The sequence below is a fragment of the Kitasatospora phosalacinea genome (genome assembly GCF_030268885.1).
Lineage (GTDB): Bacteria > Actinomycetota > Actinomycetes > Streptomycetales > Streptomycetaceae > Kitasatospora > Kitasatospora phosalacinea_C.
In genome coordinates this window covers 24,706-49,060 of record NZ_BSSA01000028.1, presented here as the reverse complement: position 1 = coordinate 49,060, position 24,355 = coordinate 24,706, and the positions used below count along the sequence as shown (strand labels likewise).

Here is a 24,355-nt window from a genome sequence, read left to right as displayed (position 1 = left end):
GTCCTCAGATCCTTCGAGGTGTCGGGTGCGGGAGGGCTCGTGCCAAGGGGCGGCCCCGTCCCGGCCGCTGTCGAATCGCTTCACTGTTTCGGCGACACTAACGACGGGTTACCGGTTCGGCAAGGGCCCGGCCACATGGAAAATCCAGGTAGGGCAAGGATGTTGACAGGCATGAGCGTGCCGTGTCAGCGTCGATGGGCTTCGACACGAGCTGCGCCGGCACCCGTACGCCCGTCGCCTGCGTCCGCACCGTCAGGCGTGGTCGACGACCAGCATCGCGTGGCCGTCCGGCGAGGTGACCCGGACGTGCAGGTAGGCGCCGTCGTACTCCCAGGAGAGGTCCTGGCCGGCGGGCTGCAGCCGCACCGCGCCCGGGGCGGCCGGGACCCGGACCGAGACCGGCACGTCGACCAGCGGGAACGGGTCGTGGACCAGGTCGAGCCCCGGCGTCTCCCGGGACGGCAGGAAGCTGGTGAGGTGGACGACGGTGCCCGCGGGGGTGCGGACGACGGAGGTCTCCAGGTGGGTCGGACCACCGGCGCGCAGCAGCGGGTCGGGCAGCAGCCGGTCGAGGACGGAGCCCAGCAGCAGCCGGTACGCCTCCAGGCCGCGCTCGTGGAAGGCCGACAGCAGCGGCACCGCCACCGCGGCGACCCGGTCGCCGACCGCGACCGCGACCTGCTCGGTCGGGTCGGCCGGCGGGGTGTAGGAGTGGCCGCAGAAGCGGTCCCGGGTGCGCGGGAAGTACGGGGCCGTCACCCGGGCGAGCACCTCCGCGCCGGGCCGGGCGAACGCGGTGAGCCGGGCCCCGTGGCCGATCACCGGGAAGTCCTCCGGGACGCCGGGCACGCCGGTGCAGGAGAGGAACGCCTCCCCGGCCGGGGCGGGCGCCAGGCCCTCGACCGGGAGGTCCGGGAGGACCGGCTCCGCCGCGTCGGTGAGCAGCGCGCCGCCGACCAGCAGCACCGACCCGCCGCCCGCCCGGTACGCGCGCAGCCGCTCGGCGAGCGCACCGTCCACCACGGTGGTCTCCGGGACCACCAGCACCCGGTAGCCGGAGAGCTCCGCGTCGGGGAAGACGATGTCGAACTGGGCCCGCACCTGCTGCAGCGCCCGGACCGCGCCCATGCAGGCGGCGCCCGGGTGGTCGCCGTGCGCGGGGTCGGCGAGCAGCGCGACCTCGCTGGTGACCCGTCCGCCCTCCAGGAACGGTTCGCAGGCGGCGAGGTGCCCGTAGGCCGAGCCGATCAGCCGGTACACCGCGGGGGAGAGCGCCCCGCGCGGGTGCAGCACGTCGCCGACGCCCGCGGTCAGGCCGTTGGCGAGCATCTGGGAGGTCTCGTAGCGCAGCGCGGCCAGCGGCTTGAGCGCGGCGTTGTCGCCCCAGCCCTCGTGGAACCGGCCGGTGTGGCTGAGGGTGGGCAGGCCCAGCGGGCGCACCAGGCGCGCCACGTACGGGAGGAAGGCGTAGCCCCAGCCGCCGGTGGGCAGGCCCTCGATCTCGACGTGGCGGACGTGGGCGAGCTCCTCGCGCAGGCCCGCCTTGGGGCGGCTGTTGTACCAGGCGCCCTGGACGGCGCCGTCCGGCAGCGCCTTCTCCACCATCGCGCTGTAGCGGGCGTGGTGGTCGGCGTCGGCCGGGTCGAGGCCCTCGCGGCGCATGCCGTCCACGGCCCAGCGGCTGACGCTCGGCTGGTCCCAGCACATGTCGACGAAGATCCCGTCGACCGGGGCGAAGCGCCGCAGCACCTCGTCCAACTGCTCGGCGAAGTAGTCCGCGTAGGGGCTGGACAGGTCGAGGACGCTCCAGGCCCCGTCGTACTCGGAGGTGCTCAGCCGGACCGGCCCGTGGCCCTCCTCCACGGCGAGCCACTCGGGGTGCTCGCGGGCGGCGTACTCGTCGACCTGGAGGGAGAGGTAGATCGGGGCGCGGATGCCGACCGAGTGCAGCGCCTCGACCTGCTCGGCCAGCAGGTCGAGGCCGGGTGCCAGGCCGGGGTGGCGCTCGGGCCGGTCGGTGCCGTGGTACAGGTGGCCGTGGTGGCACTTGGCGAACACGGTGACGCTGTCGACGTGCGCCTCCCGGAAGGTGCGGGCGAACGCCGCGGGGTCGAAGTCCCGTCCCACGTCCGGGATCTCGGGCGAGGTGTGGAAGTCCAGGTGGACGGTGCGGCGGGGGAAGCGGCCGGGGTCGGGCAGCGGGCGGTTCGGCATGGAGGTCCTCGGTGAGCGGGCGCGGGGCCCGGCGGGCGGTGGCCGGCCGGTCAGGCGACGGGGAGGTCGGTGCCGGTGGCGGCGGCCGCGAGCGGACTGGCCAGGTAGGCGATGGCGGCGGCCGTCCGCTGCTCGGCGTCGGCCGGACGGTGCTCCTGCGACCCGGTGCGCTGCTTCGGCAGCAGGTGCGGGGCGTCGACCGGGCCGGGGCTGACGCAGCAGACCCGGATGCCCTCGGCGGCCAGGTCGGCGGCCATCGCGCGGGTCATCGACAGCAGGGCGCCCTTGGACGCGGAGTACAGGACGCGGTCGGGCAGGCCGGTGCCGGCCGCGGCCGAGCAGGTGTTGACGATCACGGGCGCGGCGGAGCGCCGCAGGTGGGGCAGGGCGGCCCGGCTCGTCCGCAGCACGCCGAGGACGTTCACCTCGAACGCCTGCCGCCACTCCTCGTCCGAGGCGTCCTCGGTGCCGCCCCGGGGGACGGTCTCGGCATTGTTGACCAGCACGTCGATCCCGCCCAGCAGTTCGGCGGCCCAGACCATCCCGGCCCGCACCGACTCGCTGTCGGTGACGTCGACGTGCGCCCTGATCAGCGGTTCCGGGACGGTCCCGGGCCGCAGGTCCAGGCAGGCGACCCGGGCCCCGCGGGCCGCGAGCAGCCGGGCGGTGGCCAGTCCGACCGGGGAGGCCCCACCGGTGACGACGGCGGCCAGGCCGGCGAACTCCGGTTCGTTCATGGCGACGCCTCGCTCGCCTCGCAGGAATACATGGGATGGATTTATAGGCGGTGCGTCGCCCTCCGTCCAGGGGTCGCGCGGCGGTCGTTGATAACTGGCAGGTGGGAGACGGTTTTTGAGGACGGGTCGATGTGGAGCGGGTTCCGAACTCCTTCTCAGACATAGGACCACCTGTTAGGTTGACGACCATGGGAGACGACGCCGTGCTGACGGACCACCACCGCAGTCCCGACCACCTGCTCCACTACCGGAGCCCCGCCGGGACGTTCCTGGAGGCGCTGCCGCTCGGCAACGGCACGCTCGGCGCCGCGGTGTACGGCGGCGTGCCCACCGAACGGATCGAACTCAACGCCGACACCCTATGGTCCGGCGGCCCCGGCCCCCGCGACCGGGCCGGGGCCGCCCACCTGCCCGACGTGCGCGCCGCCGTGCTGGAGCAGCACGACTTCGCCAAGGCCGACGCGCTCGCCGTCGAGCACCTCCAGGGCCCGTCCGTCGAGGCGTACCAGCCGCTCGCCACCCTGGAACTGACGTTCGCCGTCCCCGGGGAGGCCGCCGACTACCGGCGGGAACTGGACCTCGCCCGGGCCGTGCACACCGTGGAGTTCGCCGCCGGGGGAGTCCGGTACCGGCGCGAGGCCTTCGTCTCCGCCCCGGCGGGCGTACTGGCCGTGCGGCTCACCGCGGACACCCCCGGCGCGCTGTCCTTCCGGGCCGCCCTGCCCACCCCGCACCCCGGGGCGCGGCCCGCGGCGGACGGCGGGACCGGCACGCTGGAGGTCAGCGGCCGCGCCCCGGTCCGCGTCCCGTACGGGCCGGACCCCGCCGACGACTACGCCGAGGACGAGGGCACCGGCTTCGCCGCCGCGCTCCGGGTGAGCACCACCGGCGGCCGGACCACCGCCGACCGGGACGGCCTGGAGGTCACCGGCGCGGACGCGGCCGTCCTGCTGCTCGCCGTCGGCACCGGCTTCCGGGGCTGGCAGCAGCGCCCCGACGGCCCCGGCCCCGCCCTGGCCGGGGCCCGCCGCCTGCTGGCGGCCGCGCACGGCCGGGACTACCGGGACCTGCGCACCGAGCACCTGACGGACCACCGGCGGCTGTTCGGCGCCGCCGACCTGACCCTGCCCGGGCCGGCCGGCGCCGCCGACCGGCCCACCGACGAGCGGCTCGCCGCGGCGAACGCGGGCACCCCCGACCCGGGCCTGGCCGCCCTGCTGTTCGCCCACGGCCGCTACCTGCTGATCGCCTCCTCCCGGCCCGGCACCCAGGCCGCCAACCTGCAGGGCATCTGGAACCCGTTCCCCACCCCGCCGTGGAACTCGAACTGGACCTCCAACATCAACCTCCAGATGAACTACTGGCACGCCGAGACCACCGGCCTCGCCGAGTGCCACCAGCCGCTGTTCGACCTGGTCGACGACCTCGCCGAGGCCGGGCGCGCCACCGCCCGCGCCTACTACGACGCGCCCGGCTGGTGCTGCCACCACAACGTCGACGTGTGGCGCGCAACCAACCCGGTCGGCGGCTCCCCGTCCTGGGCGAACTGGCCGATGGCCGGGCCCTGGCTGGCCGCCCACCTGTGGGACCACCACCTGTTCCACCGGGACCGCGCCTTCCTGGCCGAACGCGCCTACCCGGTGATGCGGGAGGCCGCCCGGTTCGTCACCGCGCTGCTGGTCGAGCACCCCGACGGCACGCTGGTGACCTGCCCGTCCACCTCCCCGGAGCACCACTTCCGGCTCGACGACGGCACCCTGGCCGCGGTCGGCGCGGGCAGCGCCATGGACCAGTGGCTGGCCGCCGAACTGTTCGAGAACACCGCCGCGGCCGCCCGCGAACTGGACACCGACCACGCCCTCGCGGCCGAACTGACCGCACTGCGCGCCCGGTTGCGGCCCCCGGCGGTCGGCGCCGACGGGCGCCTGCTGGAGTGGTCGGAGGACCTCCCGGAGGAGGACCCGGGCCACCGCCACTTCTCCCACCTCTACGGCCTCTACCCCGGCAGCGCCATCGACCCGCTCACCGCCCCGGACCTCGTCGAACCGGCCCGCCGCGCGCTGGACCGGCGGCTGGAGCACGGCGGCGGCGGCACCGGCTGGAGCCTCGCCTGGCTGGCCGCGCTCGCCGCCCGCCTCGGCGACGGCGCACTCGCCGGACACGCCGTCGAACGGCTGCTCGCCACCTCGATCGCCCCCAACCTGTACGACCTGCACCCGCCGCAACTGGCCCAGCTCGACGGCAACTTCGGCATCGCCGCCGCGATGGCCGAGATGCTGCTGCAGAGCCACAACGGCGTCCTGCGCCTGCTGCCCGCCCTCCCGCCCGGCTGGCCGGACGGCGAGGCCCGCGGCCTGCGCGCCCGCGGCGGCGTCACCGTCGACCTGGCCTGGCGCCGGGGGGCGCCGGCCACCGCCACCCTGCTCGCCGACCGGGACACCACCGTCGAACTGCACCTCCCGGCGGGCACCGGCCGCCCGGCCGGAACCGACGAGGGGGACGGCGGCCGGCTGCGCCTGCACCTCCCGGTGGGCCGGGCGACCCGGCTGGACTTCCCCGCCTGAACCGGCAGCTGCCGCACCCGGGTCCGCGGGCGGGGCGCTCCGGGCGGGGCGCACGGCGGCGGACCCGCGGGGGCGGGAGCGCGGGGTCACTCCTCCCGGAGGCGGACGACCGGAGCGGCCGGGGCGGCCGGGGTGGCCGGGCGGCGGGCCAGTGCGGCCGAGCCGACCGTGACGGTCAGCAGCCCGAGGAGGCAGAGCAGGAAGCCCACGGGCGCCAGCGACGCCGGGCCGCGGGCGCCCACCAGCAGCGAGCCGAGGTACGACCCGGCGGCGATGCCCGCGTTGAAGACCGCCGACCCGCCCGCCGAGGCGGTGTCGGTGTCGCCGGGGGCGACCTGCATGATCCTGGCCTGCAGGGCGGTGGTCATGGCGGCCAGGCTCGCGCCCAGCAGGGCCAGGCAGAGCGTGGCGGGCACCGGTCGGCCGCCGCTCGCGCCCAGCAGCCCGCAGGCGGCCGCGAGTCCGACCAGCGCGCCGGTGAACGTCCCCAGCGCGCCGCGGGAGGCGAGCTGTCCGGCCGCCTGGGTGCCCGCCAGCCCGGCCAGGCCGATCAGCAGCAGGACGGTGCCGATGCGTCCGGAGGAGAGGTGGGCGACCCGGGAGAGGTAGAGCGTGATGTAGGTGAAGAAGGTGAACACGCCGGAGACCGCGAACAGCAGGGCGGTCAGCAGCACGGCGTACTGCCGCGGGCCGGGGTGCGGCGCCCCGGTCGCCGAACCGGCCTCCGGCGGCCCGGACGGCACGCACACCACCACGGCGGCGAGGGCCGCCAGGCCCAGCACGCTCATCACCAGGAACGGCACCCGCCAGCCGAACTGCTGGCCCAGGTAGGTGCCGGCCGGCACCCCGGCGACCCCGGCCAGCGAGGAGCCGGAGAACAGCGCCGCGATCACCCGGGCCCGGTGCCGCTCCGGGAACTGGCCCGCGGCGGTGCTGGCGATGACCGACCAGAACACCGCGTGGGTGAGCGCGATGGCGATCCGCGCCGCCAGCAGGACGCCGTAGCTGCCGCTCAGCGCGCAGACGAGGGTGGCCAGCGTGAACACCGTGAGCAGGACGCCGAGCAGCTGCCGCCGGTGGACGCCCCGCACCGTCCTGGTCAGCGGGACGGAGGTGAGCATCACGACGATCCCGTAGCCGGTGACCAGCAGCCCGACCGCGGAGGGCGTGGTGCCCAGGCTCCCGGCGATCTGCGGCAGCAGGCCCACGGGCAGGCTCTCCACCGTTCCGTACGAGAACAAGGCCACCGTCAGGGCCGCGAGGACGACGAACGATCGGACGGGGACGCGCGCTTCCTGTGCTGGCGGCATGGCACGATTAGAGCAGTTCCGATCATTGCGAGTCAATGTTCGAAAGTTTCGGAAATTCGATGGATACATCCCATGTCTGATGGGGGTGGAGGCGGCCTCGTGGGGCAAAACGGCAGAGATCGACGCTGATCGAGCGAGAGACCCTTCTCAGACATGGGACCACCTGTTAGGTTGTCGCCGTGTCCCTGACCGACAAGGCCATCGCGCGCATCCGGCAGGCGATCGTGGCCGGTGAACTGCCGCCCGGATCGAAGCTGCCGCCCGAGCCGGTGCTGGCGGCCGAACTCGGCCTCTCCCGGAACCTGATGCGGGAGGCCGTCAAGGCCCTGGTGGTGGCGCGGGTGCTGGAGATCCGGCGCGGCGACGGCACCTACGTCACCAGCCTGGCCCCGGACGTGCTGCTGTCCGGTCTCGGCGGCGCGGTCGAACTCCTGCAGGGCGACACCGTGCTGGAACTCACCGAGGTGCGGCGGCTGTTCGAACCGGCGGCCACCGCACTGGCCGCCGGCCGGATCACCGACGAGGACCTCGCGGAGGCCGCCGACCACCTGGCGGCGATGCGCACCGCGCGCCTCGACGTGGAGGAGTTCAACCGCCACGACGCGGCCTTCCACCGCACGGTGGGGCGGGCCACCGGCAACGCCACCCTGGCGGCGCTGCTGGAGCACATCTCGGGCCGGACCCTGCCGGCCCGGGTGTGGCGCGGACAGGCCGACCCGGAGGCCGCCGACCGGGCCCTCGCCGAGCACCGGGAGATCCTCCGCGCGCTGGAGGCCCGCGACCCGCAGCTCGCCCAGGCCGCGGCGCTGATGCACGTCACCACCACGGAACGCTGGCTGCGCGCCCGCCTGGCGGCCGGGGGCGCGGTCCCCGCCACCGCCACCAGCCCGTCGAGGAGCGCGTCCCGTCCGTGAGAGTCGATGCCCACCACCACCTGTGGCAGCTCGACCGGCGCCCGCAGCGCTGGCTCGACGAGCCGCAACTCGCCGCCATCCGGCGGGACTTCACCATGGCCGAGCTGGCTCCGGCGGCTCGGGCGGCCGGGGTGCGGCGGACCGTCCTGGTGCAGGTCCTGCCGGACCTCGCCGAGACCCGCGAGTTCCTCGCCCTCGCCGCCGCCGAGCCGCTGATCGCCGGGGTGGTCGGCTGGGTCGACCTCACCTCCCCGGCGATCGCCGACACCCTCGCCGCGCTGCGGGCCGGCCCCGGCGGTGAACTCCTGGTCGGGGTCCGCCACCTGGTCCAGGGCGAGGCCGACCCGCGCTGGCTCTGCCGCCCCGAGGTCCGGCGCGGCCTGCGGGCCGTCGGTGCCGCCGGGCTGCGCTACGACCTGCTCACCCTGCCGCACCAACTCCCCGCCGCCGTCGAGACGGTGCGCGCCCTACCGGACCAGGAGTTCGTGCTCGACCACCTCTCCAAGCCGCCGGTAGCCCGCGGCGAGACGCAGCCCTGGGCCGGTCTGCTGCGCGAACTGGCCCGCGAGCCCCAGATGTCCTGCAAGCTCTCCGGGCTGGTCACCGAGGCCGACCCCGCCCGCTGGAGCGTCGCCGACCTGCGCCCCTACGCCGAGACCGCCCTCGACGCCTTCGGGCCGCGCCGGGTGATGTTCGGCTCCGACTGGCCGGTCTGCCTGACCGCCGCGGACTACGGCCGGGTCGTCCACGTCGCCGAGGAGCTGACCGCACCCCTGTCCCCGCACGAACGCGCCGAGGTGTTCGGCGGCACCGCCCTCCGGACGTACCGACTGGCCGGGCCGACCGGGCCCGGCACCCGACCCGGCACCGGACCCGGCACCTGACCCGGTACCGGGAAGGATCCGGGGAAGGGCCCCGGCTGAGGGCCGCCCGCGCCCGCGGGGCGCGCGGCCGTTCAGGCCGGTGCGGAGCCCGGCTCGCCGAGGGCCCCGCGCAGCCACCGCTCCAGGCCCGAGACGTGCACGGTCGCCCAGGCGTGGGCCTCCTCCGGGCGGCGGCCCGCGACGGCCTCGAAGATCGCCCGGTGCTGCTGGTGGGTGTGCGCGACGGCGCCCTCCTCGGTGAGGCCGCGCCAGATCCGGGCCCGCACGGTCGGGCCGGACAGGCCCTCCAGCAGCGAGCAGAGCACGGTGTTCCCGGAGCCCGCCGCGATCCGCCGGTGGAACTCCAGGTCGTTGGCGATCAGGTCGTCCAGCGAGGCGTCCTCGGCCAGGTCGTCCAGCACCTCGCCGAGCGCGGCCACGTCCTCGTCCGGCATCACCCGGGCCGCCATCGCGGTCGCCGCGGGCTCCAGGATGCGGCGCAGCTCCAGGAACTCCAGCACCGTGCTGTCCCGGTGGAGGTCGACCAGGAAGCCCAGCGTCTCCAGCAGCACCTCGGGCGACAGGCTGGTCACGTACGTGCCGTCGCCCTGGCGCACGTCCAGCACCCGGATCAGCGACAGCGCCTTCACCGCCTCGCGCAGCGAGTTGCGCGACAGCCCCAGCCGCTCCGCGAGGTCGGCCTCCTTCGGGAGCCGCGCGCCCGGTTGCAGCTCGCCGCTCACGATCATGGCCTTGATCTTGCCGATCGCCTCGTCGGTCACTGGCACGGCGTCGTCCTCCTGGTGGTCCGGTGCCTTGCAGCATAGGGGGTGGGATCAGGCCCCCCGCACCACCGCGGGCGCCTACCGCTCAGCCGGTGGGGGCGGGGACGGGGACGTGCGCGGGCAGCAGCCCGCGTTCGCGCAGTCCGTTCCAGAGCGCGGCGGGCACGGGGCGGTCGAGCATCGCCGCGGCGTCGCGGACCTCCGCGGCGCTGCGGGCGCCGACCAGCACGGAGACGACGGCCGGGTGCCCGAACGGGAAGTGCAGCGCCGCGGCGCGCAGCGGCACGCCGTGCTGCTCGCACGCGTCCTCCAACCGCAGCGCCCGGTCGAGGAGTTCGGCGGGGGCGGCGGCGTAGTCGAAGGTCGCACCGGGCCTCGGGTCGGCGAGCAGGCCGGAGTTGAACACCCCGCCGACGAGCACCCCGACGCCGCGTTCGTGGGCGAGGGGGAGGAGCACGTCGAGGCCGGAGTGGTCGAGCAGGGTGTAGCGCCCGGCGAGCAGGACGGCGTCGACGTCGGTGTCGCGGACGAAGCGGGCGGGCAGGGCGGCCTGGTTCATGCCGATGCCGATCGCACCGATCACCCCCTCGCCGCGCAGTCGTTCCAGGGCCGGGTAGGCCTCGCGCAGGGCCTGGTCGGCGTGGTCGTCGGGGTCGTGCAGGTGGACGAGGTCGATCCGGTCCGTGCCCAGGCGCTGCAGGCTGGCCTCCAGGGAGCGGCGGACGCCGTCGGCGCTGAAGTCCCAGACGCGGCGGTGGGTGGCGGGGACGGCGAAGCCCTGGTCGTCCGGGCCCGGCCGCCCGTCCTCGACGAGGAGGCGGCCGACCTTGGTGGCGAGGGTGTAGGCGTCGCGGGGGTGGTCGCGCAGCGCGGCGCCGAGGCGGCGCTCGGACAGGCCCAGGCCGTAGTGGGGGGCGGTGTCGAAGTGGCGGTAGCCGTGCGCGAGGGCGGTGTGGACGGCCCGGGCGGCCTGCTCGTCGGTGACGGCGGTGAACAGGTTGCCGATGGCCGCCGCGCCGAACGACAGCGGGCCGACGCTCACGCCGGAGCGGCCCAGGGCGCGGGCGGTCACGGCGCCACCGGCCGCAGGCGCAGGCCGTGCATGCCGCCGTCCACCGCGAGGGCGGTGCCGGTGGTGGAGGCCGCGGCGGGGGAGGCGAGGTAGGCGATGGCGGCGGCGACCTCCTCGGCGGTGACCAGGCGGCCGGTGGGCTGGCGGGCGCCGAGGGCGGCGCGTTCGGTGGCCGGGTCGTCGGCGGCGTCGAGCAGTCGGCCGACCCAGGGGGTGTCCACCGTACCGGGGTTGACGCAGTTGACCCGGATGCCCTCGCGGACGTGGTCGGCGGCCATCGCCAGGGTCAGTGACAGCACGGCGCCCTTGCTGGCGGAGTACAGGGCGCGCTGCGGCAGCCCGGCGGTGGCGGCGATCGAGCAGGTGTTGACGATCGCGGCGCTCGCTCCCGGACGGGACAGTACGGCGGCCCGCAGGTGCGGCAGGGCGGCGCGGGTGGTGCGGACGATGCCGAGCACGTTGACGTCCAGCACCCGGTGCCACTGCTCGTCGGGGTTGTCGGCCACCGTCCCGACCGCGCCGATCCCGGCGTTGTTGACCAGGACGTCGATCCCGCCGAGCGCCTCGGCGGCGGCCGCGACGGCCGTGCGCACCGAGGCGTCGTCGGAGACGTCGGCGGTGAAGCCGAGTTCGGCGCCGCCCGGGTCGAGGTCGAGGACGGCCACCCGCGCCCCGCGCCCGGCGAGCAGCGTCGCGGTGGCCAGGCCGATGCCGGAGGCGCCGCCGGTGACCAGGGCCCGGAGCCCGGCGAGTTCGCCCCGCCCGCTCATGCCCGGACCTCCTGCGCCGGTTCGGCCCGCCAGAACCCGCCGTCCGGGTAGCGGAAGGTGTCCAGCGACGACCGGTGCATGGCCGCCGAGAAGCCGGGCGCGGCCGGGGCCCGGTAGTGTCCGGCCTCGACCACCACCGGGTCGAGGAAGTGCTCGTGCAGGTGGTCGACGTACTCGATCACCCGGTCCTGCGTCGTGCCGGTCAGCGCGACGTAGTCGAACATGGAGAGGTGCTGGACGAGTTCGCACAGGCCGACGCCGCCCGCGTGCGGGCAGACCGGGACGCCGAACTTGGCGGCGAGCAGCAGGACGGCGAGGTTCTCGTTGACGCCGCCGACCCGGGCGGAGTCCAGCTGCAGGACGTCGATCGCCCCGGCCTGGAGCAGCTGCTTGAAGACGATGCGGTTCTGCACGTGCTCGCCGGTGGCGACCTTGACCGGGTGGACGCCGCGGCGCACGGCCGCGTGGCCGAGCACGTCGTCGGGGCTGGTGGGCTCCTCGATCCAGTACGGGTCGAACTCGGCCAGCGCGTTGGTCCACTCGACGGCCTCGCCGACGTTCCAGCGCTGGTTGGCGTCGATGGCGATCCGGACATCCGGTCCGACGGCGGCGCGGGCGGCCCGGCAGCGGCGGACGTCGTCCGCCAGGTCGGCGCCGACCTTCAGCTTGATCTGGGTGAAGCCGTCCGCCACGGCCTGCCGGGCGAGGCGGGTGAGCTTCTCGTCGGAGTAGCCGAGCCAGCCGGGGGAGGTGGTGTAGGCCGGGTAGCCGGTGCGCAGCAGTTCGGCGGCCCGTTCCTCGGCACCCCGCTTGCCCGCGGTGAGCAGGGCGAGCGCCTCGTCGGGGGTGAGCGCGTCGGTGAGGTAGCGGAAGTCGACCTGGGAGACCAGCCAGCCGGGGTCGGCCTCCGCGAGCAGGCGCCACAGCGGCAGGCCCGCGCGCTTGGCGGCGAGGTCCCACACGGCGTTGACCACGGCGCCGACGGCCATGTGCATCACGCCCTTCTCGGGGCCGAGCCAGCGCAGTTGGCTGTCGCCGACCAGGTCGCGGTAGAGCGAGCCGGGGTCGGCGCACAGCTCGGCGACCGGGCGGCCGACGACGTGCCCGCGCAGCGCCTCGACGGCGGCGACCTGGACGTCGTTGCCGCGGCCGATGGTGAAGGCGAAGCCGTGGCCCTCGGGGCCGCCGTCAGAGGTGCGCAGCACCAGGTAGGCGGCGGAGTAGTCGGGGTCGGGGTTCATCGCGTCCGAGCCGTCCAGCTCCCGCGAGGTGGGGAAGCGGACGTCGTGGGTCTCGACGGCGGTGACGCGTGCGACGGTACTGGACACGTGGGTGCCCCTCACGCGTTCCGGAAGGTCTGGCGCTGGGTGCCGAGGCCGTCGACGGACAGCTCCACGGTGTCCCCCGCGCGCAGGTAGGGGAGGCCGGGCAGACCGAGGGCGACGCCCGCCGGGGTGCCGGTGTTGACCACGTCGCCGGGGCGCAGCACCAGGTACCGGCTCAGGTACCACACCAGGTGGGCGACGCCGAAGACCATGTCCGCGGTGGTGCCGTCCTGCCGGACCTCGCCGTTGACCGACAGGTGCAGCCCGAGCGCCTGCGGGTCGCCGACCTCGTCGGGCGTCACCAGCCAGGGGCCCAGCGGGTTGAAGGTCTCGCAGGACTTCCCGAGGTCCCACTGGCCGGAGTACTCCAGCTGGAACTCGCGCTCGGAGACGTCGTTGCTGACCGCGTAGCCCGCGATGCAGGCGGCCGCCTCGGCCGGGCTCCCCAGGTAGCGGGCCTCGCGCCCGATGACCACCGCGAGCTCCACCTCCCAGTCGGTCTTCGTCGAGCCGCGCGGGATCAGCACCTCGTCGTACGGGCCCACCACCGTCGAGGGGTCCTTCAGGAAGACCACCGGGCGCTCCGGGACGGCCGCACCGGTCTCCGCCGCGTGGTCGCGGTAGTTGAGGCCGATGCACACCACCTTGCCCGGGCGGGCCACCGGGGCGCCGACCCGCAGGCCGGAGACGTCCACGGCGGGCAGCGCGCCCCCGGCCAGCGCGGCCCGGACGCGGTCGATCCCGCCGGAGGCGAGGAACGCGCCGTCCAGGTCGTCGGTCAGCCCGGTCAGGGCGTAGCTGCTCCCGTCCCGGTCCTGGACGACGGGCGTCTCGGCGCCCGGCTCGCCGACGCGCAGCAGCTTCATGGTGGCACTCCCGAACTCATCGGATGAATGACTGGCGGGCCGACCTTACGGGTGGAGGGCGGATCGACGCAATAAGTCCTCCGATGCCTTTTTCCAGCAGAGTTGAGCCTCAAGGGGACGTTCCTCATGGCCAGCCATGCAGGGAGGCTCGAGCGATACATCCGATGAATGAGTCTTTTGCTGGGTGTTCCGCTTCCGCTCGTGCCGCTTGCCGAGGACGGCGGCCCTTCGGCACCGGTCGGAGCCCGGGCCCCGCTCCTGGGCACGACGGGGCCCCGGCGCCGACCACGACGGCCGGGGCCGGGGCCCTCCCGCGTTCGGCCGCGGTGCGCCGGGATTCAGCCGCGGTGCGCCGGGCCGGTGCTGCGGCGCAGGACCATCTCGGGGGCGATCTGCACCCGGGCGATCGGCTGGTCGGTGCCGCCGAGCTCGGCCACCAGCAGCTCGAGGGCGCGGCGGCCGAGCTCGCCGAAGTCCTGCCGGACGGTGGTGAGCGGCGGGATGAAGTAGGCGGCCTCGGGGATGTCGTCGAAGCCGACCACGCTGATGTCGCCCGGCACCGGGCGGCCGCTCTCGTGCAGGGCGCGCAGCAGCCCGAGGGCCATGTGGTCGTTGGCGCAGAAGACGGCGGTGACGCCCTCCAGCCGGGCCATCCGTTGCCCGGCCTCGTAGCCGGAGCGGGCGCTCCAGTCGCCGACCGCCACGGTCGGCACCGGGGCCCCGGCGGCCTCCAGGGCGCGGCGCCAGCCCTCCTGGCGGTCCTGGCTCTCCAACCAGCCGCCCGGGCCCGCCAGGTGGTGGACGGTGCGGTGGCCGAGGTCGAGCAGCTGCCGGGTGGCGGCCTCCGCGCCGGAGCGGTTGTCGACCGTGACGGTCGGGATGCTGGAGCGGGCGCCGGAGCCGACCGCCACCACCGGGACCGAGCTGGAGACCTTGGCGACGGCGCTGACGGCCGAGGTCTGCGGCGCGATCACCACGATCCCCTCGACGCCCTGGTCGCGGAGCCGGTCGACGGCCTCCTGGACGGAGCGGCTGTCCAGCGAGCGCAGGCTGGCGACGCTGACGAAGTACCCGGCGCTGCGGGCGGCGCGCTCGATGCCGTCCAGCATGGAGGCGGGCCCGTACAGGGTGGACTCGAAGCTGACCACGCCGAGGGTCTGCGAGCGCCGGGTGACCAGGGCGCGGGCGGCCGAGTTGGGCCGGTAGTCGAGCTCCCGGATGGCGGCGAGCACCCGGTCCCGGGTGCCGGGGCGGACGTGCGGGGCACCGTTGAGGACCCGCGACACCGTCTGGTGGGACACCCCCGCCAGTTTCGCGACGTCCGCCATGACGGGCTGCCGTGCCTCCAGGCCGGCCGTTTCGCTCCCCAACGCTACCCACTCCTCACCGACCGCGGACGTGCGCCGGGCGGCCGGTCAGCCCCGTGCGGTGCGGGGAGAGCGGTGGGAGGTCACGCGCCGGTGCTCCAGAAGCGTACCCGTTCCGTTTGTTCACGCTCACAATCGGGGTCGGACGGGCGGCCGACCGGAGCGCCGGTACCGGCCGAAGGGCCCGGCCGCGCTCGGCGGCCGGGCCCCGCGGGGGTGCCGGAAGGGGGTTCAGCAGGTGCTGTTGGTCTGCGTCAGCAGGCCCATCCGGTAGGGGAGTTGGAGGTAGTCGCCGGTGGCGGCCGGGTCCAGCCCCTGGTAGACGTACTGCAGGTTGCAGGGGTTGACGGTCAGGCTCTGGTCGTTGCCCGCCCGGACCATCTCGCCGTGGCTGATGTCCTGGGTCCAGGCGCCGCCGGGGAAGGTGACGTTGTTGCGCCCGGCGAACGGCTCGGACTCGGTGGAGGCGAGCGGGGTCCAGGTGCCGGTGAGGCTGGGGGCGGTCCAGGAGCGGAAGTAGCGGCGGCCGGTGGAGCCGATCGCCTCGACGATCATCAGGTACTGGTCACGGCCCTGGATCCTGTACACGTTGGAGGCCTCGAAGAGGTTGTTGGGGGCGTCCGACAGGATCAGCTGGGTGTTGCCGAAGCCGTTGGGGAAGTTCGCCAGGGTGGTCTGCGCCCGGTACATGTGGCCGTTGTCGTCGGCGAAGAACAGGTAGCAGTTGGCGCTGTCGCAGATCGTCCAGAAGTCGATCCAGGTGCCGTTGCCCTTGTTCTGGGTCACGATCGCGGGCTCGGTGCCGATGAAGGTCCTCGGCGCCGACCAGCCGGCCGGGTTGCTCGGGTCGGTGCTGGTGGAGTAGGTCGGCGGGCCGGTCTGGTAGACCATGTACCAGAGGTTCTGCGGGGCGAAGTAGAAGACCTGCGGGGCGGCCCGGTAGCCCTTGCCGACCGCGGTGGTGTCCAGGTAGACGGGGGTGGCGGCGGCCGCCTGGGACCAGTCGGAGAAGCTGAACTGCTCCAGGCTCCAGCCGGCCGTCCTGCTCGCGGTGGTCGCGTACACGATCCACTTGTTGTTGTACCGGATGACCGAGAAGTCCTTGATCGCCGCGATGTCGCTGTGCGCGGCGTCGGGCTTCGGACCGGCCAGCACCCCGCTGGAGCTCCAGCGGAAGGTCGAGGGGAGCGAGCCGGTGGTGCCGGAGGCGTCCGCGACCGGGACGAGCTGCCACTGCTGGTTGCTGCCGCCCCAGTCGGTGTACTGGACGACCTTGCCGCCGTCGGCGGTGGACGCGCCCTGGACCTCCAGCGCCTTGCCGCTGTTGCGGTTCAGCAGCCGGACGTAGCCGCCCGCCGAGTCGGCGAGCTGGAACTGCTGGTTGGCGGCGTTCAGGTCGCTCCACTGGACGAAGTCGGCGCCGTCGGCGGTCGACCAGTTGTAGTTGTCCAGCACCTTGCCGGAGTTGCGGTTCTGCAGCCGGTACCAGCCGCTGCCGGAGTCCAGGAAGCGCCACTGCTGGGCCTGGTTGTCGGAGCGGGCCCACTGGACCACCGCGGAGCCGTTGGCGGTGGCGAAGTTGTAGTCGTCCAGGGCCTTGCCGCTGTTGCGGTTGACCAGCACGTACCACTTGGCCGTGTCGACGGTCGCGGCCTGGGCGCCGCCGGTGTCCACGGCGACCAGGAAGCCGGCCAGGAAGACCACCGACAGGACCGCGGCCAGCCGCGACCGCCAGCCTCGCCCGGGCAGGGCCCGGCGGGCCCCACTGCGAGCATTCATGTGCACCTTCTTACGGGGTGGGGGCAGGGCCGGGCCGACCTCGGCACGTGATCCGGGGACGGATCGCGGCACGGTGCGTGCGGTCGGCGTGAGCCGGGCCCTGGGTGGGGGAGCCGGGTGCTGTCTGTTAGCGCTCACAACTAGCGGGGAACCGGCTGTGGCACGGAGAAAAGCACCGGCGGGGGAGGGGTGTCAAGAAGGGCGTCCCCGCGGCCCCGGAGTCGGTCAAGATTGGATAACGGGCGGTTACTTGGGTTGTCGATCCTGATTGTTAGCGCTAACAATCTCCCTCAAGCGAAACGGCGCCGCCACACCGCGTTCACCCGGACGAGACGGAGCGCCTTCCCCGGTCGCACCCCGATCCGGTCGTCTCGCCCCCTCGTACACCCCACCCCGTGGACGCCCGGCCGGCCCCGCCGTCCGTGCGCTCGACGAACCCGAGAGGAAGTCCCACATGTCCAAGAGAGCTGCGGCGGCCCTGGTCGCCGGTGCGATGGTCGCCGTCCTCACCGCCTGCGGTTCCGGCGGCGGCGGCGGTTCCGCCGACAAGGGTGCCGGTCACAAGCTCGTCGTGGGCTTCTCCCAGGTCGGCGCGGAGAGCGGTTGGCGCACCGCCAACACCAAGTCGATCCAGGAGTCGGCGAAGAAGGCCGGCATCGAGCTGAAGTTCTCCGACGCGCAGCAGAAGCAGGAGAACCAGATCAAGGCGATCCGCTCGTTCATCCAGCAGAAGGTCGACGTGATCGCCTTCTCGCCGGTGGTCGAGTCGGGTTGGGACACCGTCCTCAAGGAGGCCAAGGACGCGCACATCCCGGTCATCCTGACCGACCGCGCGGTGGACTCCAAGGACGAGTCGCTGTACGTCTCCTTCCTCGGCTCCGACTTCGTCGAGGAGGGCAAGAAGGCCGGCGACTGGCTGGTCAAGGAGTACGCGTCCGCCGGTGGCGACGTGAACATCGTCCAGCTGGAGGGCACCACCGGCTCCGCGCCCGCCAACGACCGCAAGTCCGGCTTCGCGGACGCCATCAAGGGCGAGCCGAAGTTCAAGGTCGTCGCCTCGCAGACCGGCGACTTCACCCGCGCCAAGGGCAAGGAGGTCATGCAGGCCTTCCTGAAGTCCCAGCCCAAGATCGACGTGCTGTACGCGCACAACGACGACATGGCGCTCGGCGCGATCCAGGCGATCGAGGAGGCCGGCAAGAAGCCCGGCACCGACATCAAGATCGTCTCCGTGGACGGCGTCAAGGACGCCCTGAGCGCGATGAGCCAGGGCAAGATCAACTACGACGTCGAGTGCAACCCGCTGCTGGGCGACCAGCTGATGGACCTGGTGAAGAAGGTCAAGGCGGGTGAGAGCGTGCCGCGCCGGATCAAGACCGAGGAGGGCACCTTCACCCCCGAGCAGGCCACCGCGGCCCTGCCGAACCGCCAGTACTGATCCACCCCGCCGTGCCGGGCCGCCCGCGGGCGGCCCGGCACGGGAGACACGAGAGGAGAACCGGGGTGCGGCAGCAACCGGTCCTGGAAGTCCGGGGGATCCGCAAGGAGTTCCCCGGGGTGGTGGCGCTGGACGGGGTCGACTTCCGGCTCTTCCCCGGCGAGGTGCACGCCCTGATGGGGGAGAACGGCGCCGGGAAGTCCACCCTGATCAAGGTGCTCACCGGCGTCTACCAGTCGGACGGCGGCGAGGTCGAACTGGCCGGCGAGCAGGTGCGGGTCACCGGGCCGCTGCAGGCCCAGCAGATCGGCATCAGCACGGTCTACCAGGAGGTGAACCTCTGCCCGAACCTGTCGGTCGCGGAGAACATCTTCATCGGCCGCGAACCCCGCCGCTTCGGCCTGATCGACTGGTCGGCGATGCGCCGCCGGGCCGCCGAACTGGTCCGCGGGATCGACCTGGACATCGACGTCAACGCGCCGCTGAACAGCTACTCCATCGCCGTCCAGCAGCTGGTGGCGATCGTCCGCGCGGTCGACGTCTCCGCCAAGGTCCTGATCCTGGACGAGCCGACCTCCAGCCTGGACCGCGACGAGGTCCGCCAGCTCTTCACCGTCATGCGGCGCCTGCGCGACCAGGGCGTGGCGATCCTGTTCGTCTCGCACTTCCTCGACCAGATCTACGAGATCTGCGACCGGATGACCGTGCTGCGCAACGGCCGCCTGGAGGGCGAGTACCTGACCAGCGAGCTGAACCAGGTCGAACTCGTCTCCCGGATGATCGGCTCCGAGCTCGCCGGACTCGACCAGCTCGGCGGCGGCAAGCGGCGCGAACGCACCGCCCCCACCGGCAAGGCGTTCCTGCAGGCCGACCGGCTCACCCGCCGCGGCGCCGTCGAACCGTACGACCTCGACATCCGCCCCGGCGAGGTGGTCGGCCTGGCCGGGCTGCTCGGCTCCGGGCGGACCGAGGCCGCCCGGCTGCTGTTCGGCGCCGACCAGAACGACGGCGGCACCGTGCGGATCGAAGGTGAGGTGGCCGCGCTGCGCACCCCGCGCGACGCGATCGCCCGCGGCATCGCGTTCTGCTCGGAGAACCGCAAGACCGAGGGCCTGGTCGGCGAACTGACCGTCCGCGAGAACATCGTGCTGGCCCTGCAGGCCGCCCGCGGCTGGACCCGCCCGCTCTCGCGCACCGCGCAGGACGCCTACGCGCTGAAGTGGATCCGCGCCCTGGACATCCGCCCCGGCAACCCCGAGGCACTGGTGCGCAACCTCAGCGGCGGCAACCAGCAGAAGGTGCTGCTCGCCCGCTGGCTGATCACCGACCCCAAGCTGCTGATCCTGGACGAGCCCACCCGCGGCATCGACATCGGCGCCAAGGCCGAGATCCAGAAGCTGGTGGCGAACCTCGCCGAGGACGGCATGGCGGTGCTGTTCATCTCCGCCGAACTGGAGGAGGTGCTGCGGCTCAGCCACCGGGTCGGCGTGCTGCGCGACCACCGGATGGTCGCCCAGCTCGACAACGACGGCGCACTCACCCCGGAGCGCATCATGGCCACCATCGCGAGCGGAGCCCACGCATGAGCGAGCGCAGCGAGCGAATCACCAACAAGTGCGTGTGGGCGAATGCCTCCGCCGAGCGCAGCGAGGTGGGCGCATGAGTACGGCAGCAGCGGCGACGAGCCCGGTGAAGGCGGTGACCCGGTCCCGGCTGTTCTGGCCGGCCGTGGTGCTGGCGGTGCTCCTGGTCGCCAACCTCGCCTTCACCCCCGACTTCTTCGCCGTCCGCCTCCAGGGGGGCCACCTCTACGGCTCCCTGATCGACATCCTGCACTTCGGCGCCCCGCTGATCCTGGTCTCCCTGGGCATGACCCTGGTGATCGCCACCGGCGGCATCGACCTCTCGGTCGGCTCCACCGTCGCGATCTCCGGCGCCCTGGCCTGCCTGCACATCAGCGAGTCCAGCGACCCGGGCAGCCTCGGCACCGTGCTGACCGCCCTGGGCATCGCGCTCGGCACCGCGGTCCTGCTCGGCACCGTCAACGGACTGCTGGTGGCCAAGGCCGGCGTCCAGCCGATCATCGCCACCCTGATCCTGATGGTCGCCGGACGCGGCGTCGCCCAGCTGATCACCGACGGCCAGATCATCACCGTCACCAGCGACCCGTACAAGATGATCGGCGGCGGCTACTGGCTGACCATGCCGTTCGCGATCCTGCTCAGCGCCCTGGTGGTGCTGGCCACCGTGCTGCTGACCCGCTCCACCGCGCTCGGCCTGCTGCTGGAGTCGGTCGGCGGCAACCCGGTCGCCAGCCGGCTGGTCGGCATCCGGGCGATGCGCCTGGTCGCCCTGGTCTACGTGTTCAGCGCGCTGTGCGCGGCGCTGGCCGGCCTGATGGTCTCCTCCAACGTCTCGGCCGCCGACGGCAACAACGCCGGACTGTGGATCGAGCTGGACGCCATCCTCGCGGTCGTGCTCGGCGGGACCTCGCTCAACGGCGGCCGGTTCTCGATCGGCGGCACCGTCCTGGGCGCGCTCATCATCCAGACCCTCTCCACCACCGTCTACACCATCGGCATCCCGCCGGAGACCACCCTGGTGTTCAAGGCGTTCGTGGTCATCGTGGTCTGCCTGATCCAGTCGCCCGCCTTCCGCGCCAAGCTCGCCGCCCGCGGCGCCCGCACCCGGCGCACCACCCGGTCGCACGCCGCGGCCCCCACCAACCGGGAGGTCGGCGCATGAACGCCCACGCCCTGCTGACCCGCCTGCGCGGGCAGATCCCGCTGCTGGTCACCGCGGTCCTGCTGGTGTCGATGTTCAGCATCGGCTCGGTGCAGTACGAGGGCTTCTTCTCCGGCCAGGTCGTGCTCAACCTGCTGATCGACAACGCCTTCCTGCTGGTCGTCGCGGTCGGCATGACCTTCGTGATCCTCACCGGCGGCATCGACCTGTCGGTCGGCGCGGTGGTCGCCCTGTCCACCATGGTCTCCGCCTGGCTGGTCGAGGAGCACGGCTGGTCGCCGTTCCTGGTGATCCCGCTGGTCCTGCTGATGGGCACCGCCGGCGGCTGGGTGATGGGCTGGATCATCCACGTCTTCGAGATCCAGCCGTTCATCGTCACCCTGGCCGGCATGTTCCTGGCCCGCGGCCTGTGCTACACGATCAGCGTCGAGTCGATCTCCATCACCGACCCGACGTACACCTCCATGGCACAGACCCGGATCCCGCTCGGCGACCTGTTCGTCTCGCCCAGCGCCCTGATCGCCCTGCTGGTGGTCGCCGCCGGGTTCGTGGTCCTGCACTACACCAAGCTCGGCCGCAACGTGTACGCGCTCGGCGGCAGCGAGCAGTCCGCGCTGCTGATGGGCCTGCCGGTGCAGCGCACCAAGACCACCGTGTACGCGATCAGCGGCTTCTGCTCCGCGCTCGGCGGCGTCCTGCTCACCTTCTACATGCTGTCCGGCTACGGCCTGCACGCGGTGGGCCTGGAACTCGACGCGATCGCCGCGGTCGTCATCGGCGGCACCCTGCTGACCGGCGGCTCCGGCTACCTGCTGGGCACCCTGCTCGGCGTGCTGGTGCTCGGCCTGATCCAGACCGTGATCAGCTTCCAGGGCACCCTCAGCTCCTGGTGGACCCGGATCGTCATCGGCGCCCTGCTGTTCGTCTTCATCGTCCTGCAGCGCCTGATCACCGCCCGCCGCCGCTGACCGCCGCTCGGCACTGACGGCCCGCCGGGCTCCGCCGCCTGCGTCGCGGATCCCCGCGGGCACCACCTCCCGAACACCGCCGAACCGTCCGGCCCCCCGCTTCGTCGGACGGACCGCGCGGCTCCCGTCCGCCCTCCCAACAGGCGACGACGGGACACCGGTCGGCCGCCGGCCCGCAACGGCGCGGAAACCGCCGGCGGCCGCCAACCCACCGTTCACGCCCCCACCCCACGCCAAGGAAGAGACAGTGAGCTTCACTCCCCACCACGACCGGGCGAACGAGCCGGACAGATACGTCGTCGGCATCGACTTCGGCACCCTGTCGGGGCGCGCGGTGGTGGTCCGGGTGCGGGACGGCGAGGAGCTCGGCACCGCCGTGCACGCCTACCCGCACGCCGTGATCGAGGACCGCCTGCCCGGCACCGCCCGCCGTCTGCCGCCGGACTGGGCGCTGCAGCACCCGGAGGACTGGCGCGAGGTGCTGCGCACCGCGGTGCCGCAGGCGCTGGCGGCCTCGGGCGTCGACCCCGCCTCGGTGATCGGCATCGCCACCGACTTCACCGCCTGCACGGTGCTGCCGACCCTGGCCGACGGCACCCCGCTGGCCGAGCTGCCCGAGTGGGCCGGGCGCCCGCACGCCTGGCCCAAGCTGTGGAAGCACCACGCCGCCCAGGGTCAGGCCGACCGGATCAACGCCCTGGCGCACGCCCGCGGCGAGAAGTGGATCCACCGCTACGGCGGCAAGATCTCCGCCGAGTGGCAGTTCGCCAAGGCCCTGCAGGTGCTGGAGGAGGACCCGGCCGTCTACGCGGCGTGCGAGCGCTGGATCGAGGCCGCCGACTGGATCGTCTGGCAGCTGACCGGCGCCGAGTCCCGCAACACCTGCACCGCCGGGTACAAGGGCATCTTCCAGGACGGCGGCTACCCGTCCGAGGAGTACCTGGCCGCCCTGCACCCGGAGTTCGCGGACTTCGCCCGCACCAAGCTGGAGCACCCGGACGGCCTGGCCGCGCTGGGCTCGCGGGTCGGCTCGCTGACCGCCGAGGCCGCCGCCTGGACCGGCCTGCCCGAGGGCATCGCGGTCGCCGCGGGGAACGTGGACGCGCACGTCGCCGCCCCCGCCGCCCAGGCCGTCGACAACGGCAAGCTGCTGGCGATCATGGGCACCTCCACCTGCCACGTCGTCAACGGCCCCGCCCTGGCCGACGTCCCCGGCATCTGCGGGGTCGTCGACGGCGGCATCGCCGAGGGCGCCTTCGGCTACGAGGCCGGGCAGTCCGCGGTCGGCGACATCTTCGCCTGGTGGCTGCGCCAGGGCCTGCCCGCCGACTACCTCGCCGAGGCCGAGGCCAACGGCGAGGACGCCCACCAGCTGCTCACCCGCAAGGCCGCCGCGCAGCGCGTGGGCGCGCACGGCCTGGTCGCACTCGACTGGATGAACGGCAACCGCTCCACCCTGGTCGACCACCACCTCTCCGGCGTCATCGCGGGCCTGACCCTGGCCACCCGCCCCGAGGACGTCTACCGCGCCCTGCTGGAGGCCACCGCCTACGGCACCCGCACCATCGTCGAGGCCCTGGAAGGCGGCGGCGTCCCGGTCACCGAGTTCGTCGTCACCGGCGGCCTGAAGAAGAACGCCCTGCTGATGCAGATCTACGCGGACGTGCTGCGCCGCCCGGTCTCGCTCGCCGTCTCCGCCCAGGGCCCGGCCCTCGGCTCGGCGATCCACGCGGCCGTCGCCGCCGGGGCCTACCCCGACGTGCGGGCCGCCGCCGCCGCGATGGGCCGCGTCCAGCGCCACGCCTACCTCCCGGACGAGGCCCGCGCCGACGCCTACGACGCCCTGTACGCCGAGTACCGCCTGCTGCACGAGCACTTCGGCACCGGAGACGACCTGCTGCTGCACCGCCTGCGCGCCCTCCGCAACGCCGCCCTCAGCCACGACACCGAGGACTGACCATGACTTCCCCGATCGATCTGCTGCGCCGTCAGGTCTGCGACCTGCACCAGGAGCTGGTGCGCTACCAGTTGGTGGTGTGGACCGCGGGCAACGTCTCCGCCCGGGTGCCCGGCGAGGACCTGCTGGTGATCAAGCCCAGCGGCGTGTCCTACGACGAGCTGACCCCCGAGAACATGATCCTGTGCGACCTGGACGGCAACGTGGTGGAGGGCGAGCACGCCCCGTCCTCCGACACCGCCGCGCACGCCTACGTCTACCGCCACCGCCCCGACGTCGGCGGCGTGGTGCACACCCACTCCACCTACGCCAGCGCCTGGGCCGCCCGCGGCGAGCCGGTGCCGTGCGTGCTGACCGCGATGGCCGACGAGTTCGGCGCCGAGATCCCGATCGGGCCGTTCGCGCTGATCGGCGACGACTCGATCGGCCGCGGCATCGTCGAGACCCTGGACGGGCACCGCTCGCCCGCGGTGCTGATGAAGAGCCACGGCGTGTTCACCATCGGTAAGGACGCCAGGGCCGCGGTCAAGGCCGCCGTGATGTGCGAGGACGTCGCCCGCACCGTGCACATCTCCCGCCAGCTCGGCGAGCCGCTGCCCATCGCGCAGGCGGACATCGACAGCCTCAACTTCCGCTACCAGAACGTCTACGGCCAGCGCCCCGCTGCCCGCTGAAGGAGAA

The 24,355-nt window shown here is 73.6% G+C and carries 19 protein-coding genes; 9 read left to right on the top strand and 10 right to left on the bottom strand.

Going from position 1 to position 24,355, the window contains the following annotated elements; genetic code table 11:
* Nucleotides 1-252 precede the first annotated feature (252 nt).
* Together QSK52_RS30365 and QSK52_RS30360 are read right to left on the bottom strand one after the other, a co-directional pair.
* The gene (locus QSK52_RS30365; RefSeq protein ID WP_285739417.1) at nt 253-2,214 is read right to left on the bottom strand and encodes an alpha-amylase family protein; all 1,962 of its coding nucleotides are present in this window, start codon (nt 2,212-2,214) and stop codon (nt 253-255) included.
* Nucleotides 2,215-2,264: 50 nt separating this feature from the next.
* A complete protein-coding gene (locus QSK52_RS30360; RefSeq protein WP_285739416.1) occupies nt 2,265-2,951 on the bottom strand; it encodes an SDR family NAD(P)-dependent oxidoreductase in 687 nt (228 codons plus the stop codon).
* A gap of 188 nt (nt 2,952-3,139) precedes the next feature.
* On the opposite strand from QSK52_RS30360, the gene QSK52_RS30355 reads away from it, so the two are divergent.
* Nucleotides 3,140-5,515, top strand: a complete 2,376-nt coding sequence (locus QSK52_RS30355; RefSeq protein WP_285739415.1) for a glycoside hydrolase family 95 protein — start codon at nt 3,140-3,142, stop codon at nt 5,513-5,515.
* Nucleotides 5,516-5,601: 86 nt separating this feature from the next.
* On the opposite strand, the gene QSK52_RS30350 is transcribed toward QSK52_RS30355, so the two are convergent.
* Entirely contained in the window at nt 5,602-6,825 is a 1,224-nt protein-coding gene (locus tag QSK52_RS30350; protein ID WP_285739414.1) for an MFS transporter, read from the bottom strand.
* Between the two features lie 179 nt (nt 6,826-7,004).
* On the opposite strand from QSK52_RS30350, the gene QSK52_RS30345 reads away from it, so the two are divergent.
* Together QSK52_RS30345 and QSK52_RS30340 are read left to right on the top strand one after the other, a co-directional pair.
* Entirely contained in the window at nt 7,005-7,739 is a 735-nt protein-coding gene (locus QSK52_RS30345) for a FadR/GntR family transcriptional regulator (protein WP_285739413.1), read from the top strand.
* The gene (locus tag QSK52_RS30340) at nt 7,736-8,623 is read left to right on the top strand and encodes an amidohydrolase family protein (protein WP_285739412.1); all 888 of its coding nucleotides are present in this window, start codon (nt 7,736-7,738) and stop codon (nt 8,621-8,623) included. The genes QSK52_RS30345 and QSK52_RS30340 overlap by 4 nt, the downstream gene beginning before the upstream one ends.
* 71 nt (nt 8,624-8,694) lie before the next feature.
* Here QSK52_RS30340 and QSK52_RS30335 read toward each other — a convergent pair whose 3' ends face one another.
* From QSK52_RS30335 to QSK52_RS30305, 7 genes are all read right to left on the bottom strand, one after another.
* A complete protein-coding gene (locus QSK52_RS30335) occupies nt 8,695-9,390 on the bottom strand; it encodes a FadR/GntR family transcriptional regulator (protein WP_285739411.1) in 696 nt (231 codons plus the stop codon).
* A gap of 82 nt (nt 9,391-9,472) precedes the next feature.
* Nucleotides 9,473-10,459, bottom strand: coding sequence for an aldo/keto reductase (locus tag QSK52_RS30330; protein ID WP_285739410.1), 987 nt, complete (start codon nt 10,457-10,459; stop codon nt 9,473-9,475).
* The gene (locus QSK52_RS30325) at nt 10,456-11,229 is read right to left on the bottom strand and encodes an SDR family NAD(P)-dependent oxidoreductase (RefSeq protein ID WP_285739409.1); all 774 of its coding nucleotides are present in this window, start codon (nt 11,227-11,229) and stop codon (nt 10,456-10,458) included. The genes QSK52_RS30330 and QSK52_RS30325 overlap by 4 nt, the downstream gene beginning before the upstream one ends.
* Nucleotides 11,226-12,557, bottom strand: a complete 1,332-nt coding sequence (locus tag QSK52_RS30320) for an enolase C-terminal domain-like protein (RefSeq protein WP_285739408.1) — start codon at nt 12,555-12,557, stop codon at nt 11,226-11,228. Before QSK52_RS30320 ends, QSK52_RS30325 begins: the two co-directional genes overlap by 4 nt.
* Before the next feature lie 11 nt (nt 12,558-12,568).
* Nucleotides 12,569-13,420 (bottom strand): fumarylacetoacetate hydrolase family protein, encoded by an 852-nt coding sequence (locus tag QSK52_RS30315; RefSeq protein WP_285739407.1) that lies wholly within the window; start codon nt 13,418-13,420, stop codon nt 12,569-12,571.
* A 338-nt stretch (nt 13,421-13,758) separates the two neighbouring features.
* Nucleotides 13,759-14,748: a LacI family DNA-binding transcriptional regulator gene (locus QSK52_RS30310; RefSeq protein WP_285739468.1), complete on the bottom strand. Its 990-nt coding sequence runs from the start codon at nt 14,746-14,748 to the stop codon at nt 13,759-13,761.
* 270 nt (nt 14,749-15,018) lie between these two features.
* Nucleotides 15,019-16,566, bottom strand: coding sequence for a non-reducing end alpha-L-arabinofuranosidase family hydrolase (locus QSK52_RS30305; RefSeq protein ID WP_285739406.1), 1,548 nt, complete (start codon nt 16,564-16,566; stop codon nt 15,019-15,021).
* 454 nt (nt 16,567-17,020) lie between these two features.
* On the opposite strand from QSK52_RS30305, the gene QSK52_RS30300 reads away from it, so the two are divergent.
* The 6 genes from QSK52_RS30300 to QSK52_RS30275 all read left to right on the top strand — a co-directional run bounded on the left by QSK52_RS30300 (nt 17,021) and on the right by QSK52_RS30275 (nt 24,348).
* On the top strand, nt 17,021-18,004 hold the full coding sequence (locus QSK52_RS30300) for an ABC transporter substrate-binding protein (RefSeq protein ID WP_285739405.1): 984 nt from the start codon (nt 17,021-17,023) through the stop codon (nt 18,002-18,004).
* A gap of 65 nt (nt 18,005-18,069) precedes the next feature.
* A complete protein-coding gene (locus tag QSK52_RS30295) occupies nt 18,070-19,590 on the top strand; it encodes a sugar ABC transporter ATP-binding protein (RefSeq protein WP_285739404.1) in 1,521 nt (506 codons plus the stop codon).
* A gap of 73 nt (nt 19,591-19,663) precedes the next feature.
* On the top strand, nt 19,664-20,749 hold the full coding sequence (locus QSK52_RS30290) for an ABC transporter permease (RefSeq protein ID WP_285739403.1): 1,086 nt from the start codon (nt 19,664-19,666) through the stop codon (nt 20,747-20,749).
* A complete protein-coding gene (yjfF, locus tag QSK52_RS30285) occupies nt 20,746-21,717 on the top strand; it encodes a galactofuranose ABC transporter, permease protein YjfF (protein ID WP_285739402.1) in 972 nt (323 codons plus the stop codon). The genes QSK52_RS30290 and yjfF overlap by 4 nt, the downstream gene beginning before the upstream one ends.
* A gap of 247 nt (nt 21,718-21,964) precedes the next feature.
* Complete coding sequence (locus QSK52_RS30280; protein ID WP_285739401.1) at nt 21,965-23,674, top strand: ribulokinase; 1,710 nt, start codon at nt 21,965-21,967, stop codon at nt 23,672-23,674.
* Nucleotides 23,675-23,676: 2 nt separating this feature from the next.
* A complete protein-coding gene (locus tag QSK52_RS30275; protein ID WP_285739400.1) occupies nt 23,677-24,348 on the top strand; it encodes an L-ribulose-5-phosphate 4-epimerase in 672 nt (223 codons plus the stop codon).
* The last annotated feature ends 7 nt before the right edge of the window (nt 24,349-24,355 follow it).

Bases quoted from the DNA above. Each gene is read 5' to 3' on its own strand.
- QSK52_RS30365 (WP_285739417.1), bottom strand. From the start codon at position 2,214: ATGCCGAACCGCCCGCTGCCCGACCCCGGCCGCTTCCCCCGCCGCACC.
- QSK52_RS30360 (WP_285739416.1), bottom strand. From the start codon at position 2,951: ATGAACGAACCGGAGTTCGCCGGCCTGGCCGCCGTCGTCACCGGTGGG.
- QSK52_RS30355 (WP_285739415.1), top strand. From the start codon at position 3,140: ATGGGAGACGACGCCGTGCTGACGGACCACCACCGCAGTCCCGACCAC.
- QSK52_RS30350 (WP_285739414.1), bottom strand. From the start codon at position 6,825: ATGCCGCCAGCACAGGAAGCGCGCGTCCCCGTCCGATCGTTCGTCGTC.
- QSK52_RS30325 (WP_285739409.1), bottom strand. From the start codon at position 11,229: ATGAGCGGGCGGGGCGAACTCGCCGGGCTCCGGGCCCTGGTCACCGGC.
- QSK52_RS30315 (WP_285739407.1), bottom strand. From the start codon at position 13,420: ATGAAGCTGCTGCGCGTCGGCGAGCCGGGCGCCGAGACGCCCGTCGTC.
- QSK52_RS30310 (WP_285739468.1), bottom strand. From the start codon at position 14,748: ATGGCGGACGTCGCGAAACTGGCGGGGGTGTCCCACCAGACGGTGTCG.
- QSK52_RS30305 (WP_285739406.1), bottom strand. From the start codon at position 16,566: ATGAATGCTCGCAGTGGGGCCCGCCGGGCCCTGCCCGGGCGAGGCTGG.
- QSK52_RS30300 (WP_285739405.1), top strand. From the start codon at position 17,021: ATGTCCAAGAGAGCTGCGGCGGCCCTGGTCGCCGGTGCGATGGTCGCC.
- QSK52_RS30290 (WP_285739403.1), top strand. From the start codon at position 19,664: ATGAGTACGGCAGCAGCGGCGACGAGCCCGGTGAAGGCGGTGACCCGG.
- yjfF (WP_285739402.1), top strand. From the start codon at position 20,746: ATGAACGCCCACGCCCTGCTGACCCGCCTGCGCGGGCAGATCCCGCTG.
- QSK52_RS30275 (WP_285739400.1), top strand. From the start codon at position 23,677: ATGACTTCCCCGATCGATCTGCTGCGCCGTCAGGTCTGCGACCTGCAC.